Genomic DNA, 17831 nt, shown 5'->3' with positions numbered 1-17831 from the left:
CGTCATGCCTCCGGAGGTTGAGCCGCTTGCGTGGCTTGCGTGGCTTGCGTGGCTTGCGTGGCTTCAGCGGCTTGCGCCGAAGCGGCGGCCCGCACGGCCTGCACCGCCCGAAGGATCGATTCTCCGGTGGCCGGCGCCTCGAGCGGCGGCTGCACACGGTAGTCGCCCACGGCGGCCACCGCGTCGCGCACCGCGAAGAACACCGAGAACGGCAGCAGCAGCGGCGGCTCGCCGACCGCCTTCGAGCGGTGAATGCTGTCTTCCACGTTGCGGTTGCGGAACAGGTTCACGTGGAATTCGGGCGGCGTGTCGTTGACGGTCGGGATCTTGTAGGTGGACGGCGCGTGCGTCATCAGCTTGCCGCCGTCGTTCCACCACAGCTCCTCGGTCGTGAGCCAGCCCATCCCCTGGATGAACGCGCCCTCCACCTGCCCCTTGTCGAGCGCGGGGTTCAGCGACGCACCCACGTCGTGCAACGCATCGACGCGCAGCACGCGCATCTCGCCCGTCAGCGTATCGATCACCACCTCGCTGACGGCCGCGCCGTACGCGTAGTAGAAAAACGGCCGGCCCTGCAGCTTGGCCTGATCCCAGTACAGCTTCGGCGTGGCGTAAAAACCGTCCGACCACAGCTGCACGCGCGCCAGGTACGCCTTCGCGACCACCTCGCCGAACGGCAGCGCCTGAGCGCCGACCCACACGCGATCGTCGGCGAAGCGCACCTCGGCGGCGCTCACGCTGCCGTCGCCGAGCTTCTCGGCCGCGAACGCCGCGAGCCGCTCGCGCAATTGCCGCGCCGCATCCTGCGCGGCCTTGCCGTTCAGGTCGGAGCCGGTGGACGCGGCGGTGGCCGAGGTATTGGCCACCTTGCTCGTATCGGTGGCCGTCACGCGCACGCGGCCGAACGCGACGCCCAGCTCGTGCGCCACCACCTGCGCCACCTTGGTGTTGAGCCCCTGCCCCATCTCGGTTCCGCCGTGGTTCACGAGGATCGAGCCGTCGGTGTAGATGTGCACGAGCGCGCCGGCCTGGTTGAAGTGCGCGACGTTGAACGCAATGCCGAACTTGACCGGCGTGATCGCGATGCCCTTCTTCAGCACCGGGTTGGCCGCGTTGAATTCGCGCACGGCGCGGCGGCGCGCGCGGTAGCCGCTGGTCGCCTCCAGCTCGCCGAGCAGCGCATGCAGCACGTTGTCCTCGATGGTCTGGCCGTAGGGCGTGACGTTGTTTTCATCCTTGCCGTAGAGGTTGCGGTAGCGCACGTCGAGCGGGTCGAGCCCGAGCGAGCGCGCCACGTTGTCGACGATGTACTCGATCGCGAACGCGCCCTGCGGCCCGCCGAAGCCGCGAAACGCGGTGTTCGATTGCGTGTGGGTCTTGCCGCAATGGCCCGCGATCGATACGTCGGGCAGCCAGTACGCGTTGTCGAAATGGCAGACGGCACGCGTCATCACCGGGCCGGACAAGTCGGCCGAGAAGCCGCAGCGCGAGGTCATGTCGACCGACACGCCGTCGATCCGGCCGCTCGCGTCGTAGCCGACCTCGTAGCGGTAATGGAAATCGTGGCGCTTGCCGGTGATCATCATGTCGTCGTCGCGATCGGGGCGCAGCTTGACCGGACACAGCAGCTTCCACGCCGCGACAGCCGCGCAACACGCGAAGATGCCCGACTGCGATTCCTTGCCGCCGAAGCCGCCGCCCATGCGCCGGCACTCGATCAGCACGTTGTGCGAGGCCACGCCGAGCGCATGCGCCACCAGGTGCTGCATCTCGCTCGGGTGCTGCGTCGAGCAGTAGACGTGCATGCCGTCGTCGTCCTTCGGCACCGCGTAGGCGATCTGCCCTTCGAGATAGAACTGCTCCTGGCCGCCGAGCGTCATCTCGCCCGCGTCGCGGAACGCGGCGGCGGCGGCCTTGCCCGCCGCATCGCCGCGCGAGAGCCGCATTGGCGGCAGCACGTACGATTCGGCCGCGCGCGCGGCCTGGGCGGTCAGGATCGCGGGCAGCGGCGCGTAGTCGATCTTCGCGAGGCGCGCGGCGCGCCGCGCCGTGTCGTGCGAGGTCGCCACGACGATGAACACCGGCTGGCCGACGAACTGCACGAGGCCGTCGGCCAGGATCGGATCGTCGTGGACGATCGGGCCGCAATCGTTGACGCCGGGAATGTCCTCGGCGGTGAACACCGCGACCACGCCGGGCATGGCACGCACGGCCTCGAAATCGGTGGCGACGATGCGCGCGTGCGCCTGCGTGCTCAGGCCCAGCGCGGCGTGCAGCGTGCCGGCCATGACCGGGATGTCGTCGGTATAGGTGGCGCGGCCGCTCACATGCAGATGCGCGGATTCGTGCGGCAGCGAGACATGGACCTGACGGAACTCGAGATCCTGGAGGAACGGTTCGGCTTGCTGATTCATGGTGAGGGCTCCGGATTCCAGGGTCAGCGGCCGGCCGATGCCGGCGAAGGTTCGGACGAAGGCGAAGGCGACGCCGCCGCCACGCAGCGCACGTTCAGCGCGGTGCTCGCGAGCGGCGCATCGGTGCGCGTTTCGAGCCAGAACCGGTAGAGCAGGTTGCGCGCGGCATCGAGCCGGTAGGCGCCGGTCGCGCGCATGTCGGACAGCGGCGCGTAATCGCGTTCGAGCGCCTGCATCGCGGCCTGCGCGGTGGCTTCGTGCCAGCGCGCGCCGTCGAGCGCGGCCTCGGTGTGCGCGCCGCGCTTGGGCGTGGCGGCCATGCCGCCGAACGCGATGCGCGGTTCGCGGATCGTGTCGCCGTCGGCGATGAACGAGAACGCCGCGCAAACCGCCGAGATATCCGAATCGAAGCGCTTCGAAAGTTTGTAGGTGCGGAATTGCAGGTTCGCGCGCGCGCCGGTGCGCAGCGGCACGCGCAGCGCAGCGACGAATTCGTCGGGCGCCATGTCCTTCTTCTGATAGGCGAGGTAGAGCGCTTCGAGCGGCAGCTCGCGCGTGGCGTCGGGGCCGCGCAGCACGACATGCGCGCCGAGCGCGATCAGCCCCGGCATCGAATCGCCGATCGGCGAACCGTTCGCGACGTTGCCGCCGAGCGTGCCCGCGTTGCGGATCGGCAGCGAGGCGAAGCGCCGCCACATCTCGGTCAGTTCGGGGTAATGCACGGCCAGCGCCGCGTAGGCACGCTCGACCGTCACGCCCGCGCCGATCTCCAGCCAGCCGTCGGCCTCGGCGATCTCGCGCAGCGCGGCGACCTGGCCCAGATAGATCACGTCGCCGAGGTCGCGCAACTGCTTGGTGACCCACAGGCCGACGTCGGTGCTGCCGGCCAGCAGGCGTGCCTGCGGCTTCGCGGCGCGCAGCGCGGCCAGCGCCTCGATGCTGCGCGGCGCATCGAAGCTGCGGCCGGCGTGTGCGTAGTGGAACGTGTCGTCGCGATGCAGTGCGGCGAGCGTGCGGGCCAGCGCGGCGCGATCGAGCGGCGCGGCCGGCGGCGGCATGCCGAACATCTGCTCGGCCGCATCGACGATCGGCCGGTAGCCGGTGCAGCGGCACAGGTTGCCGGTCAGCGCGTCGGCGATCGCCTCGCGCGACGGCACGGCGGGCGGCGTGCACGGGCCCGACGTGCTGCTGTCCGGCACGATCGGAATCATGTTGCGCGCCGCCGTCTCGAAGCCGGCCTTCTCGTACAACGCCCACATCGACATCACGAAACCCGGCGTGCAGAACCCGCACTGCGAACCGTGGCAATCGACCATCGCCTGCTGCACCGGATGCAGCGCGCCGCCGGGCTGGCGCAGGTCCTCCACGGTGAACAGCGCGCGGCCGTCGAGCGTCGGCAGGAACTGGATGCACGCGTTGACGGCCTTGAACTCGACGCCGCCGGACGGCGTCAGCTCGCCGAGCACCACGGTGCAGGCGCCGCAATCGCCTTCGGCGCAGCCCTCCTTGGTGCCGGTGCAGTGCGCGTCCTCGCGCAGATACTGGAGAACGGTACGGGTCACGTCGGCGCCGCTGACTTCGCGGATCGCCTGACGGTGATGGAAACGGATCGGCTGGCTCATCGGGTGTCGCTGGTTGAATTCGCGGGGAACCCGGCGGCGCGGGCCTGGCCACAGCATACGGCCGGCCGGCGCTCGGGCCGGGTGAATGATTCGCAAGCTAACACCGCCGAAAATCGCAACCCATAGCCCGAATCGCATGCGGCTCATACTGCCTCGCCAATATCGGGACGCAGCAGACACGCCACAGCATTCATCGGATGAACTAAACGGTACCTGCACGGAACGGCGTTCCATGCAACAATTCGGGTTTCTACTGACGCGCTGTTCCGTCCCCGCCGATTTCGCCCATGTCCTCCGATTCTGCTTCGACCCCGCGCAGCGGGTTCTCGACGACCCTGCAAATCCTGTCCGTCGTCTCGTTCACCTTTGTCTGTTATCTGACGATTGGCCTTCCGCTCGCGGTGCTGCCGGGTTTCGTGCATGAGGAATTGGGGCTGTCGGCCGTGGTGGCCGGCGCGGCGATCAGCGTGCAATACCTGGCGACGCTGGCCTCGCGGCCGCTGGCCGGGCGTTGCGCCGACACGCTCGGCCCGAAGCGCACCGTGCTGCGCGGCTTGCTCGGCTGCGGCGCGAGCGGCGTGCTGCTGCTGGTGGCGCTGCTGTTCGTGCGCTGGCCGGCCGTCAGCCTGGTGCTGCTGCTGGCCAGCCGGCTGGTGCTCGGCGTGGGCGAAAGCCTGTGCGGCACGGGTGCGATTCTCTGGGGGATCGGCCGGGTCGGCGTGACCAACAATGCACGCGTGATTTCGTGGAACGGCATCGCCACCTACGGCGCGCTGGCGATCGGCGCCCCGCTCGGCGTGGCGATCGCGCACTCGGTCAATGCGGCGCTGCTCGGCGTGCTGATGGTGGCGCTGGCGGCGATCGGCTACTGGTTCGCGCTGCGCCTCGCACCGGTGCCGCTCGTGCACGGTGAACGGATGTCGTACGCCAGCGTGTTCACGCGCGTGCTGCCCCACGGCATCGGCCTCGCGCTCGGCTCGGCCGGGTTCGGCTCGATTTCGACGTTCATCGCGCTCTATTACGCCGCGCGCCACTGGCCGAACGCGGCGCTGTCGCTGACGGTGTTCGGGGTGTTGTTCATCGGCTCGCGGCTGCTGTTCGCGAACACCATCAAGAATTACGGCGGGTTCCGCGTCGCGATCGTCTCGTTCGTGGTGGAGTGCCTGGGCCTGCTGCTGCTGTGGCTCGCGCCGGTGCCGCACGTCGCGCTGGCCGGCGCCGCGCTGACCGGCTTCGGCTTCGCGCTGATCTTCCCGGCACTCGGCGTGGAGGCGGTCGCGCTGGTGCCGCCGGCCAGCCGCGGCGCGGCGCTGTCAGCCTATTCGGTCTTCCTGGATCTGTCGCTCGGCATCACCGGCCCGCTGGCCGGCTACGTGGCCGGGGAGTTCGGCTATCCGCAGGTGTTCCTGTTCGCGGCCGTGGCGGCTGCGGCGGGCGTGGTGATCTCGCTGATGCTCTATCAGCGCCAGAACCGCGCCGGCGCGCAAACCGGCGCGGCGGCCTGAGGTTCAACTTCGCGCGCGGGCGTTCGCCCGCGCCGCAAGCGGCTGAATGACCTGGGCGGCAGACGCGGCCGCCCCTCCTTCCTACAACCGGTTCGACAGCGCCTGCTCCAGCGCGGCCACCCCGCCCGACAGATCGACCGGCACCTTCAGATCCACCATCGTGCGACCGAACGCGTGCAGCGTGCGGAACAAATTGTGTTCCCGGCATTGCTCGCCCATCTGGCCGATCCGCACGATCGGCAGCCCGAACGAACCCGAGATCTCGACCTGGTGATGCTGGGAGATGTGCCCGCAGATGAGGCCGGGCGTCAGCCCTTCCGGCACGCGGATGCCGACCACCGAATTGAGCCGGCATTCTTCCGGCGTATAGAGTTCGAGCCCCATTGCGGCGACGCCGGCCTGCAGCGCCACGGCGCAGCGCTGATGGCGCGCGTAGCGGCTTGCCAGCGTTTCCTGGCACACCAGCCGGAGCGCCTCGTGCAACGCCAGCACGCCCGACACCGGCGCCGTGTAGTGATAACCGGCGTTGTGCCAGAAATTCTCGGCCAGCGACATGTCGAGGCACCAGTGCGCGTTCGGCTCGGGGCGCTGCTTCATGCGCGTCCAGGCGGCGTCCGAGAACGCGATCAGCGACACGCCCGGAATCGACGACAAGCCCTTCTGCCCGCCCGTGATGACCGCATCGATACCCCAGGCATCCATGTCGAGCGGCATGGTGGACAGCGTGCACACGGCATCGACCACCACCAGCGCGCCGGCCGCCTTGGCCAGCGCCGCGATCTCCTTCAGGTGCCGGTTCCAGACCGTGTTCGAGGTTTCGCCGTGCACGATCGTGACGATCTCGGGCTGCTCGCGCGCGATCGCCTCGGCCACGGCTTCCAGGCTGGCGGCCTCGCGATCGGGCACGTCGAGATAACGCACGTCGGCACCGATCCGGATCGCCATCTCGGCCATCCGCGCGCTGAAGAAACCGTTGCGGATCGACAGCACGCGCGTGCCGCGCCAGGCCAGGTTCGAGATCGCCATTTCCATGGCCGCCGAGCCGGGGCCGGCCACGCCGAGCACCCATTTCGTGCGGGTCTGAAACACATAACGCGCCATCTCCTTCACCTGCTCGATGATCTTCGCCATCGTCGCGCCGAGGTGGTTGATCACGATCGCATTCGCCTTGGCGACCGCGGCCGGGATCGGCACGGGGCCGGCCCCCATCATCAACAGCGGTTCCTCGGGAAGGATCGCGTCGAGCGGAACCACGACGGGACAGGGGATCGGCGAATGGTCGTTATGGGGCATGGGCGGGCAGGAGCGGGAGCGTTGAGACAGGGTGCGGGCGCACCGGAACCGTCGATCATTCCGCGAACCGGCCCCGCACGCAAGCCCCCTGGCCATTCGGCCATACGACACAGCCGGCGCCGCGCGTCGTTGCGGGATTAACCGAATGGATCGAAGCCGATTTATTTGCTTACCTGCCGCGCTACCGAGGCGGCAGATGGATCAGGCATTTTTTGTTCCGTGACATTCGGAATTTTCGATTCCGTGAATTCCAAAATACAGACAAAAAAGAAAATTTTTCAGGCCGCCAAAATCGGCCAAATAAAAAAAATAAAACTCATTAAATTCATAAACTTAACCAATTTATTCGATTGCATAGGTGACGCTTTATCGTCACCAACCTGTTAAAAATACCGGCAAATTTGTCGAATTAATCGGTTGACTGACTTAACAACTTTATTGAACAATTTACCGAGCCGTGCGTATTAGATAATTCACCCGGGCTGATCCGACAGCGTTCGACGGGCACCACGACACGGCACACACAAGCACAATCATCGAACGGGCCGACAAAGCTATGAACCAGATCCAAACCATGAGGGTGTTCGTCTGCGTCGCCGAGCTACAAAGCTTTCGGCAAGCGGCGCGCAAGCTGGGCGTGTCCAATGCGCTCGTTACGCGTTCGATCGCGATGCTCGAGACGCACCTCGACACCCGGCTGATCCACCGCACCACGCGCAACCTCTCGCTGACCGAGGCCGGCACGCGCTATCTCGACGGCTGCCGCGCGCTGCTCGAGGAATTCGATCATCTCGAGGCATCGGTGGCGCACACCATCCGCGAGCCGGTCGGCACCTTGCGGATCGCCGTGTCCGGTTCGTTGTCGCCCCAACGGCTCACGCCGCTGATCGACGGGTTCCGCCGCCAGTATCCGAAGGTGCGCGTGCAACTGACCATCGCCGAAAGCCCGATCGACGGGCTCGACACGTCGTTCGACGCCGCGATCGTCGCGGGTCGCAAGGTGGACGACGGCGAGGCGCTGATCAGCCACGCCTTGGCGCCCGATCCGTTCATCGCGGTGGCCTCGCCCGCCTACCTCGAACAGCACGGCGAGCCGCACCGCCCCGATGAACTGGCCCGCCATGCGGCCGTCGCGCTGCCGCTGGCGGCGCACGGCTTCACCTGGCGCTTCCTCGACGCCGGCCGCTTCGCGCACCTGGTCACGCTGCAGCCGGCCTACACGATCAACGACGCCTGGCTGGTGCGCGCCGCCGCGCTGGCCGGCTCGGGCATCGCGATGCTGCCCGAGAGCTTCGTGGCCGACGCGATCTCGCGCGGCGAGCTGGTGCGGCTGCTGGCCGATTACCGGATCGACGACACCGATGCGCAACTGGCCGTGGTCTATCCGAACCGCCAGTTCGTGCCGGCCCGCACGCGCAGCTTCGTCGAGCACGCGCTCTACCACTTCGGCCCGCGCTCGAACGGCCGCTACGGCTACGTCCACGATGCGGTGGACGAACGCGGCGACGTCGTCACCGGCCTGCAGTAAGCCCCGCGCCGCCGCCGGCCCCGCTCGGCCGGCCGGTGGCGCAGCCTTCCGCCCCCTCCCCCGTACGTCGCATTCCCGCCGCGCCCCTTGCGGCGCTGCATTGGCGCGGTATCTGTTATCGTGCCGGCTCCGGCCGCCGCCCCCGGCGGCCCAGCAGCCCTGACAGCCTCCCCATGCGTTTCGACGATTCCTCGATCGCCGCCGTCTACCGCGCGATTTTCGAGCGGCGCGACATGCGCCATTTCACATCCGAACCCGTCGACCCGGCCGTGCTCGCGCGGCTGATCCGCGCCGCGCATCACGCGCCGAGCGTCGGCTTCATGCAGCCGTGGCGCTTCATCCGCATCACCAGCCGGCCGCTGCGCGAGCGCATCCACGCGCTGGTCGACGCCGAACGACGCGCCACCGCCGACGCGCTCGGCGAGCGTCAGGACGAATTCATGCGGCTGAAGGTCGAGGGCATCCGCGAATGCGGCGAGATCCTGGTGGTCGCGCTCGGCGACGACCGCGAGCGCCACGTGTTCGGTCGCCGCACGCTGCCCGAGATGGATCTCGCCTCGGCCGCCTGCGCGATCCAGAACATGTGGCTCGCGGCGCGCGCCGAAGGGCTCGGCATGGGCTGGGTGTCGCTGTTCGACGTCGATGCGCTGCGCGAATTGCTCGGCATGCCCGACGGCGCCAAGCCGATCGCCGTGCTGTGTCTCGGCCATGTCGATGCGTTCTACACGCGGCCGATGCTCGAGGAAGCGCAATGGGCCGAGCGCGTGCCCGTGGAGGATTGCGTGTTCGAAAACGGCTGGGGCAGCGCACCGCCCGCCTGACAGGCCGAACAGGGGGCAGGATCGGCCGCCTTTGCGTCGCGCAGACGCCACAGCGTTTCCAGCCCCATTTATCAGGGTTTTTACCAGGCTAGAATCGCGGCTATCCCTGCCCGATCGCCCGCGCGCCGCATCCCGCGACGCCAGAATCCGGCCCGTCTGCCCCGGACCTCTCCATGCCGTTACCGCTCCTCGCTCTCGCCATCGCCGCGTTTGGAATCGGTACCACCGAATTCGTCATCATGGGCTTGCTGCCCAACGTCGCGCTCGATCTCGGCGTGTCGATCCCGGCCGCCGGCATGCTGGTGTCGGGCTATGCGCTCGGCGTCACGATCGGCGCGCCGATCCTCGCCGTCGTCACCGCGAAGATGCCGCGCCGCCAGGCGCTGCTCGGCCTGATCGGCGTGTTCATCGCCGGCAACCTGCTGTGCGCGATCGCCCCCAACTACGGCCTGCTGATGGCCGCGCGCGTGGTGACGGCGTTCTGCCACGGCGCGTTCTTCGGCATCGGCTCCGTGGTGGCCAGCAGCCTGGTCGCACCGAACCGCCGCGCGCAGGCGATCGCGCTGATGTTCACCGGCCTCACGCTGGCCAACGTGCTCGGCGTGCCGCTCGGCACCGCGCTGGGCCAGGCGTTCGGCTGGCGCTCGACGTTCTGGGCCGTGACGGCGATCGGCGTGGTCGCGGCCGGCGCGCTCGCGCTGTGCCTGCCGCGCCGGCTCGAGATGCCCTCCACCAGCATCGCGCGCGAATTCCGCGTGATGCGCAATCCGCAGGTGCTGATGGTGCTCGGCATCAGCGTGCTCGCCTCGGCCAGCCTGTTCTCGGTGTTCACCTACATCACGCCGATCCTCGAGGACGTCACGCACTTCTCGCCGCACGAAGTCACGCTGGTGCTGCTGCTGTTCGGGCTCGGCCTGACGGTGGGCGGCACGATCGGCGGCAAGCTGGCCGACTGGCGCCGGATGCCGTCGCTGATCGTCACGCTCGCGCTGATCGGGCTCGTGCAGGTGGTGTTCGGCAGCACCATGCACCTGCCGATCCCCGCGCTCGTGACGATTTTCCTGTGGGGCGTGCTCGCGTTCGCCATCGTGCCGATCGCGCAGATCCTGATCGTCGATCGCGCCAGCGAGGCGCCGAACCTCGCCTCGACGCTGAACCAGGGCGCCTTCAACCTCGGCAACGCCACCGGCGCCTGGCTCGGCGGCATGGCGATCGGCGCGGGCATGCCGCTCACGCAACTGCCCTGGGTGGGCGTGATGATGGCGCTCGGCGCGCTGGCGCTGACGCTGTGGTCGGCCTCGCTCGAACGCCGGCCGTTCGCGGGGCCGTCGACGCTGGCCTGAGCGGCGCGCCGGCGGCGGCATCCGCCGCACCTGCCTCACCTGCCTCACCTGCCGCTCCGGATACACCGGCCACACCGGCTTCACCGGCCTCAAGCTCGCAACGCACCGGCCGACGGTAAGGATGGCGCCGACATCCCGCCCGGCAACGCCGCCGGCACGACCCGCATCATGGCCGGAAAGCCGCGCCCGGTGTAGCATCTCGGCCAATGAAAACCATCCTTACCCGCGATTTCCTGGCACTGATCCTCAGCGTCGCGGTGGTCGGCCTCGGCACCGGCGCGACCTTGCCGCTGACCGCGCTCGCGCTGACCGAAGCGGGCCACGGCACCGGCGTGGTCGGCATGCTGACCGCCGCGCAAGCGGGGGGCGGCCTGGCGATCGTGCCGTTCGTCACCTGGCTCACGCGCCGCTTCGGCGCGCGCGAATCGATCGTCGTGTCGGTGCTGACAGTGGCCGCGGCCACCGCCGCGATGCAGGCCACCGCCGATCTCGTCATCTGGGCCGTGCTGCGCGCACTGTGCGGCGCGGCCTTGATGCTGTTGTTCACGATCGGCGAGGCCTGGGTCAACGAACTGGCCAACGACGCCACGCGCGGCCGCGTGGTCGCCATCTACGCCACCAACTTCACGCTGTTTCAGATGGCCGGCCCGGTGCTGGTCAGCCGGATCGCCGATCTCGACAGCACGCGCTTCGCGCTGTGCGGCGCGCTGTTCCTGCTGGCGCTGCCGGCCCTGGCCGCGATCCGCCGCCCGCCCGGCGCAAGCGAGCCGCATCACGGCGAGGCCGAGCACGATCACTGGCGGCGCGTGCTGCCGCTGATGCCGGCGCTGATCGTCGGCACCGCGTTCTTCGCGCTGTTCGACACGCTGGCGCTGTCGCTGCTGCCGATCTACGGGATCGAGCGCGGCGTGGCGAGCGGCGTGGCCGTGCTGCTGGCGTCCATCACACTGCTCGGCGATACCACCATGCAGTTCCCGATCGGCTGGCTGGCCGACAAGCTCGGACGCGCGCGCGTGCATCTCGGCGCGGGCATCGTCGTGACGCTGTTGTTGCCGCTGTTGCCGCTGGTCATCACGAACCCGTGGCTGTGCTGGCCGCTGCTGTTCGTGATCGGCGCGGCGGCGGGCAGCACCTATACGCTGTCGATCGTCGCGTGCGGCGAGCGCTTTCGCGGCGCGGCGCTCGTCACGGCCAGTTCGCTGGTGTCGGCGTCGTGGAGCGCGGCGAGCTTCGGCGGCCCGATCGTGGCCGGTTCGCTGATGAACGCCTGGGGCAGCGATGCACTGGTCGGCGTGATGGTGGCCGCGGCGCTCGCGTTCGTGATGGCCGCGTTGTGGGAGCGACGGCGCGGCGTCTGAGGACGGCGGCGCTTGAGCCGGACGCCGTTGTCATGCGTCGCGGGCGAGCGCCTCGGCGAAGCTCATCGGCCAGGACGGCTGGCCGATTGCCCTGCTTCGGGTAAAAGCGAGTGCTTCGCCTTGAACAACGTTCAACGGCGTCAAACCGCATGCCGAGCCGTAGCTCGAACAGCGCCGAGCGCTTCGTCTCAAGCAAGCTCCGACAGCACGAATTGCCTGCGGCCAGCCCCGGCACAAACGGCACCCGGAGCGCTTCGCTTCAAGCCATCTCCAACCGCCTCAAGCCACCTGCCGCGCCTGCGGCCCACGCCCACGCGTGGCAACGCCGAGCCCCAGCACGAACAGCGCCGAGGCGAGCACCGGCAGCGCCGCGGCATGGAACAGCGACGCATTGCTCCAGTTCAGCGCGATCAGTTGCCCGCCGACCAGCGGCCCGAGCACCGAGCCGATCCGGCCGATCCCGAGGCTCCAGCCGATGCCGGTCGAACGCAGCGCGGTCGGATAAAACTGCCCGGCCAGCGCATTGACGGCCGGCTGGCCGCCGACCACGCAGAATCCTCCCGCGAACACCACGGCAAGCAGCCACGGCAACGCACCCGCCACCGCACCGATCGCGCCCACCGACACGGCCGCGCCGAGAAAGCAGATGAACAGCACGCGCACGAAGCCGAAGCGCTCGATCAGGCTGCCGAGCAGCAAGGTGCCGACCACACCGCCCGTCTGCAACGCCGTGCCGACGATCACGGCGGTCGACGACGCATAACCGGCGTCGCGCATCACGGTCGGCAGCCAGTTCGACAGGAAGTACAGATCGATCAGGTTCATGAAGCTGATCGCCCACAGCAGCAGCGTGACGGGCAGGCGGCCGGCACGGAACAGCTCGGCGACGGGCGCGCCGTCGGTGGCCGGCTCGCGCACCACCAGGCGGGTCTGCGCGTCGACCGCCAGGCTCGGCGCGAAGCCGGCCAGCCACGCACGGGCGCGCTCGACACGGCCCTTCAGCACCAGGAACTGCAGCGATTCGGGCAGCCACGCGAGCATGGCCAGCGCCAGCACGAGCGGCACCGCGCCGCCCGTGAAAAACACCGCGCGCCAGCCGAACGCCGGGATCAGCGCGGCGCTGACGAAGCCGCCCAGCGCCGCGCCGAGCGTAAAGCCGCACGACACGATCATCATCCGCTTGACCCGGTGCGCGGCGGGGCTGAACTCGCCGACCAGCGCCATCGCGTTCGGCATGATGCAGCCGAGGCCGAGCCCCGTGACGAAGCGCAGCGCGATCAGCGTCGGGATGGTGGAGACGAACGGCGTGGCGAGCATGGTCAGCGCGAAAAACAGCGTCGAGCCAATCAGCACCGGCCGGCGGCCGATCCGGTCGGCCAGCACCGACAGCCCCAGCGCACCGATCAGCATGCCGAACAAACTCGCGCTGAACACCGGGCCCAGCGCGGATTTCGCCACTCCCCATTCGGCGATCACGCTTGGCGCGACATAGCCCATCGCCTGCGCGTCGAAACCGTCGATGACAAGGCAGGCGCCGCACAGCACCAGCAGCAGCGCGTGGAAGCCGGGCCGCCGCGTGTCTTCGATCACGCGATCGACTTCAAGCGTGCGCGCGGCGCTCATCGCGCGGCTCCGGCCAGGACGTGCAGCGATGCCGATATCGATTCGGCGACGGCAATCGTACGAGGCAGGCCACGGCTGGGCAGGGCGACTGGTTGAAATCGGGGCATCGGGCGTCTCCGGTGGTGTCATCTCTCGGACATGCGAGGCATGCAGGGCATGCGATACGGCACAGGCGGCCACCGCCCGCGCGCAACGTTACGAATGGTAAAACCAATTTCCTATAACGTAACCGCTGTATACCCTGATCGTGCCCTCGCCCGCCGTGCCCCGTCGATATCCATATGACCAAAACGCCGAACTGCACCTTGCCGGCACTGCTACTATCCTTGAGGTACTCGGGCCGCTTCGCTCCGTTTGCCTACCCAATCCCACCATGATCCCGCTCACCATCCCCGAACTGGTCGAACGCGCCGGCGCCCGGCCTTATCTGCGCGAGCATCTCGCGCTGGCCCCGGGCGGCAACGCGGCCATCGCCACGCTGTCCGGCGTCACGCTTGGCAGCACCTATCAACCGATCTACGACGTGACGATGCCCGGCGCGCCGCAATCCTCGTCGTTCGCCGATGCGATCGAGCGCTACGGCGACGAGCTCGGGTTCCAGGCGGTGCTCAGTTCGGAAAGCGAAATGCCGCTCGATCCGTTCGAGGCGATCGGCGAAGACACGCTGCTGGTCGAGTTCGACCGGCTCTCGCGCGCGCTCCACGCGATCAACTTCTTCGGCGCGCAGCGTCACGGCTTGCTGTTCCTGCGCGTGCACGAGCGGCTGCTCAAGAGCGTCAAATACGATCACGGCAAGCATTTCGGCGCCGTGTTGCGCCAGTTCGGCATCAATCCCGAACGCGTCGTGATCGAGCTGCCGGCTGCCGCCGTCGCGCACAAGACGTTCGTCGGCTATCTGACCAAGAGCTATCAGCATCACGGCTTCAAGGTGGCCGACAAGCTGCCCGACCCGGGACGCATTCTCGCGGTCGAATCGGAGCTGGCCCGCCCGGACTACATCAAGATGGATGCCACGGTCGCGTTGCGCGACGGCATGGTGAAGGCGCTGGTCGGCTATGCGCAGCGCATGAAGGTGCCGATCATCTTCGATCAGGTGTCCGATGAAACGCAGTTCTCGCTGCTGCGCCAGTACGACGTGCGGCTCATGCAGGGGCCGGTGTTCGCGCAGCCCGCGCACGTCTGAGCGCTGCTGAGCACCGCTTGCGCGCCGTGGCCGTGGCGGCCCGGCGCTTTCCGTTGTTTCGCGCTCAGCCCGGCTCGCCGAGCCGCTGCGCCAGCGCGCGCAGCTTCGGGCCGATGCGCTTGCGAAACACCTCCTCGCCCATCGACGACGCCGGCCCGCTGCAACTGAGGATCAGCCAGCGCCCTTCGCGCGGCTCGCGATACGGCACGGCTGCCGCATTCACGTCATCGTGCCAGTCGCGAAACGAATAGCAGCAACCGTCGCTCGCGAAATCGGCCAGCGCGCGCTCGGCCGCCGCCACCCGTGACGCGCCCGCGCGCGCCGGCACCACGCCGCGCTTCAACTCTGCCAGCAGCGCCGCGCACGCGTCGGCCGGCTGCACGGCCAGATAGGCCCGCCCCATCGAACTCGTCAGCATCGACAGCCGCGAACCGGCTGCCAGCCCCAACGTGAGCGCCGTCTCGCTGCGGATCGTTTCGAGGTAGATCATGTCGAGGCCGTCACGGCAGCCGAGCGAGACGGCCGCGCCGATCTCGCGCGCGAGCGCCTGCATGTGCGGACGCGCCACGTCGAGCGCGCTGGCGCCGGACAGCAACGCATAGCCGAGCGACAGCACGCCGGCGTCGAGCGCGTACTTGCCGAGCGCCTCGTCGAAGCGCAGATAGCCGAGCACGCTCAACGTGTAGGCGAGCCGGTTCACAGTCGCTTTCGGCAAACCGGTGCGCTCCACGAAATCGCGATTGCCGAGCATGGTTTCGCCGGGACGGAACGCACGCAGCAGATCGAGACCGCGCGCAAGCGCCGTGACGAACTTGCGTTCGTCGAGCGCTGGATCAAGACGGGATGAATTCATACGGTGCTACACTGGATATCGATTTGCAGAACATTGTTCCGCACAGCGGAACTCCAGTCAAGCAAGGAGATGAAACATGGCTGCCGCCACTTTCCATTGGGACGACCCTTTGCTGCTCGACCAGCAGCTCGCCGACGACGAACGGATGATCCGCGACGCCGCCCACGCTTATGCGCAGGGCAAGCTCATGCCGCGCGTGACCGACGCGTTCCGTCACGAAAAAACCGATGCGGCGATCTTCCGCGAGATGGGCGAAATCGGCCTGCTCGGCCCGACGATCCCCGAGGAATACGGCGGCCCCGGCCTGAACGCCGTCAGCTACGGGCTGATCGCGCGCGAGGTGGAGCGCGTCGATTCCGGCTATCGCTCGATGATGTCGGTGCAGTCGTCGCTCGTGATGGTGCCGATCTTCGAATTCGGTTCGGAGGCGCAGAAGCAGAAATATCTGCCGAAGCTCGTGAGCGGCGAATGGATCGGCTGCTTCGGCCTGACCGAGCCGAATCACGGCTCGGACCCGGGCAGCATGATCACGCGCGCGAAGAAGGTGTCGGGCGGCTACACGCTGTCGGGCGCGAAGATGTGGATCACGAATTCGCCGATCGCCGACGTGTTCGTGGTGTGGGCGCAGCTCGACGAGGACGGCCGCGACACGATCCGCGGCTTCATCCTCGAAAAGGGCTGGAAGGGGCTGTCCGCCCCGGCGATCCACGGCAAGGTGGGCCTGCGCGCGTCGATCACCGGCGAGATCGTGCTCGACGAGGTGTTCGTGCCCGAGGAAAACCTGCTGCCGAACGTGAGCGGCCTGCGCGGGCCCTTCACCTGCCTGAATTCGGCGCGCTACGGCATCGCCTGGGGCGCGCTCGGCGCAGCCGAATCGTGCTGGCACACGGCGCGCCAGTACGTGCTCGATCGTCATCAGTTCGGCCGCCCGCTGGCCGCCAACCAGTTGATTCAGAAGAAGCTGGCCGACATGCAGACCGAAATCACGCTCGCTCTGCAGGGCGTGCTGCGGCTCGGCCGCATGAAGGACGAAGGCACCGCGGCCGTCGAGATCACCTCGATCATGAAGCGCAATTCGTGCGGCAAGGCGCTCGACATCGCGCGGCTCGCGCGCGACATGCTCGGCGGCAACGGCATCTCGGACGAATTCGGGGTGGCGCGCCATCTCGTCAATCTAGAGGTGGTCAATACCTACGAGGGCACGCACGACATTCATGCGCTGATCCTCGGCCGCGCGCAAACCGGCATTCAGGCGTTCTTCTGATCTGATCTTCCGAGCGGGAGCGCACCGGCCGATCCTCGCACCGATGAAAAAACGGGCATCGCAGCGTGGCTTGCGATGCCCGTTTTCAATGCCGTGTCGCGTGGCCGCGCGCGGCGGCCACGGCGATCACTTGTTCGGCTGCGGCGTGAGGCGCAGGTACGGACGCACGGCCTTGTAGCCCTTCGGGAAGCGCTGCTTCAGCTCTTCCTCGTCCTTCAGCGACGGCACGATCACGACATCGTCGCCATCCTTCCAGTTGCCCGGCGTGGCGACCTTGTAGTTGTCGGTCAGTTGCAGCGAATCGATGACGCGCAGCACTTCGTCGAAATTGCGGCCGGTGCTGGCCGGATAGGTGATGGTCAGGCGCACCTTCTTGTTCGGATCGATGACGAACAGCGAACGCACGGTCAGCGTTTCGTTCGCGTTCGGGTGGATCATGTCGTACAGCTGCGAGACCTTGCGGTCGGCATCGGCGAGGATCGGGAAATTGACGACCGTCGATTGCGTTTCGTTGATGTCGCCGATCCAGCCCTTGTGCGACTCGGCGCTGTCGACCGACAGCGCGATCGCCTTCACGTTGCGCTTCTCGAACTCGCCCTTGAGCTTCGCGGTCAGGCCCAGTTCGGTCGTGCACACCGGGGTGTAGTCGGCCGGATGCGAGAACAGAACGCCCCAGCTGCTGCCGAGCCACTCGTGAAACTTGATGTGGCCGAGGCTCGAATCCTGCTCGAAGTCGGGTGCGATATCGCCAAGACGTAGACTCATGTTGCTCCTCCAGGATGGATGAACCGGTGGTTGGCGGCCAGGCGCGGCCCGCCGCGGCCAAAGCTCAAGCTTACGTCAACAGGCTGTTCGGGCAACGATTATTCCGTCAGATCGACATGAGGTTTTGTCATTTTTTCCCGGCACATTGAAAGTTTGGGGAAACTTTTTCGCAAGCGATTCACTCCCTCCTTTTATCGCCAGTCGTTTACCATGGCCCGTCATGCCCTCTGGCGGGCCTCTGCCGCGATCCGGCACCCCT

Annotated in this window: 13 protein-coding genes; 7 read left to right on the top strand and 6 right to left on the bottom strand. The window is 67.9% G+C overall.

Going from position 1 to position 17831, the window contains the following annotated elements; genetic code table 11:
• Positions 1-2: 2 nt before the first annotated feature.
• Together xdhB and xdhA are read right to left on the bottom strand one after the other, a co-directional pair.
• Positions 3-2414, bottom strand: coding sequence for a xanthine dehydrogenase molybdopterin binding subunit (gene xdhB / locus AB4850_RS16245; RefSeq protein WP_414444061.1), 2412 nt, complete (start codon positions 2412-2414; stop codon positions 3-5).
• 23 nt (positions 2415-2437) lie between these two features.
• Positions 2438-4036 (bottom strand): xanthine dehydrogenase small subunit, encoded by a 1599-nt coding sequence (gene xdhA / locus AB4850_RS16240; protein WP_414444060.1) that lies wholly within the window; start codon positions 4034-4036, stop codon positions 2438-2440.
• A gap of 287 nt (positions 4037-4323) precedes the next feature.
• Here xdhA and AB4850_RS16235 point away from each other — a divergent pair, with 287 nt between their 5' ends.
• On the top strand, positions 4324-5541 hold the full coding sequence (locus AB4850_RS16235; protein ID WP_414444059.1) for an MFS transporter: 1218 nt from the start codon (positions 4324-4326) through the stop codon (positions 5539-5541).
• Between the two features lie 81 nt (positions 5542-5622).
• Here AB4850_RS16235 and AB4850_RS16230 read toward each other — a convergent pair whose 3' ends face one another.
• Positions 5623-6834 (bottom strand): pyridoxal-phosphate-dependent aminotransferase family protein, encoded by a 1212-nt coding sequence (locus AB4850_RS16230; protein ID WP_414444058.1) that lies wholly within the window; start codon positions 6832-6834, stop codon positions 5623-5625.
• 556 nt (positions 6835-7390) lie between these two features.
• Between AB4850_RS16230 and AB4850_RS16225 the strand changes: the two genes are divergently transcribed.
• From AB4850_RS16225 to AB4850_RS16210, 4 genes are all read left to right on the top strand, one after another.
• Entirely contained in the window at positions 7391-8362 is a 972-nt protein-coding gene (locus AB4850_RS16225; protein ID WP_414444057.1) for a LysR family transcriptional regulator, read from the top strand.
• 173 nt (positions 8363-8535) lie between these two features.
• Positions 8536-9183, top strand: coding sequence for a 5,6-dimethylbenzimidazole synthase (gene bluB / locus AB4850_RS16220; RefSeq protein ID WP_414444056.1), 648 nt, complete (start codon positions 8536-8538; stop codon positions 9181-9183).
• A gap of 173 nt (positions 9184-9356) precedes the next feature.
• On the top strand, positions 9357-10526 hold the full coding sequence (locus AB4850_RS16215; RefSeq protein ID WP_414444055.1) for an MFS transporter: 1170 nt from the start codon (positions 9357-9359) through the stop codon (positions 10524-10526).
• A 206-nt stretch (positions 10527-10732) separates the two neighbouring features.
• Positions 10733-11884 carry an MFS transporter gene (locus AB4850_RS16210; RefSeq protein ID WP_414444054.1) on the top strand — a complete coding sequence of 384 codons (1152 nt, stop codon included), beginning with the start codon at positions 10733-10735 and terminating at the stop codon, positions 11882-11884.
• Positions 11885-12163: 279 nt separating this feature from the next.
• On the opposite strand, the gene AB4850_RS16205 is transcribed toward AB4850_RS16210, so the two are convergent.
• Positions 12164-13507 (bottom strand): MFS transporter, encoded by a 1344-nt coding sequence (locus AB4850_RS16205; RefSeq protein WP_414444053.1) that lies wholly within the window; start codon positions 13505-13507, stop codon positions 12164-12166.
• A gap of 373 nt (positions 13508-13880) precedes the next feature.
• Here AB4850_RS16205 and AB4850_RS16200 point away from each other — a divergent pair, with 373 nt between their 5' ends.
• Positions 13881-14690 carry an EAL domain-containing protein gene (locus tag AB4850_RS16200; protein WP_414444052.1) on the top strand — a complete coding sequence of 270 codons (810 nt, stop codon included), beginning with the start codon at positions 13881-13883 and terminating at the stop codon, positions 14688-14690.
• Positions 14691-14754: 64 nt separating this feature from the next.
• On the opposite strand, the gene AB4850_RS16195 is transcribed toward AB4850_RS16200, so the two are convergent.
• Positions 14755-15543: an IclR family transcriptional regulator gene (locus tag AB4850_RS16195; protein ID WP_414444051.1), complete on the bottom strand. Its 789-nt coding sequence runs from the start codon at positions 15541-15543 to the stop codon at positions 14755-14757.
• 76 nt (positions 15544-15619) lie between these two features.
• Here AB4850_RS16195 and AB4850_RS16190 point away from each other — a divergent pair, with 76 nt between their 5' ends.
• Complete coding sequence (locus AB4850_RS16190) at positions 15620-16807, top strand: acyl-CoA dehydrogenase (RefSeq protein WP_414444050.1); 1188 nt, start codon at positions 15620-15622, stop codon at positions 16805-16807.
• Between the two features lie 126 nt (positions 16808-16933).
• Here AB4850_RS16190 and AB4850_RS16185 read toward each other — a convergent pair whose 3' ends face one another.
• On the bottom strand, positions 16934-17572 hold the full coding sequence (locus AB4850_RS16185) for a peroxiredoxin (RefSeq protein WP_414444049.1): 639 nt from the start codon (positions 17570-17572) through the stop codon (positions 16934-16936).
• Positions 17573-17831 lie beyond the last annotated feature (259 nt).

Origin of the sequence: Burkholderia sp. 22PA0106 (assembly GCF_047497155.1) — a bacterium.
Classification (GTDB): Bacteria; Pseudomonadota; Gammaproteobacteria; order Burkholderiales; family Burkholderiaceae; genus Burkholderia.
The sequence above is the reverse complement of the archived record's forward strand: the minus strand, read 5'-3'. Positions and strand labels throughout refer to the sequence as shown.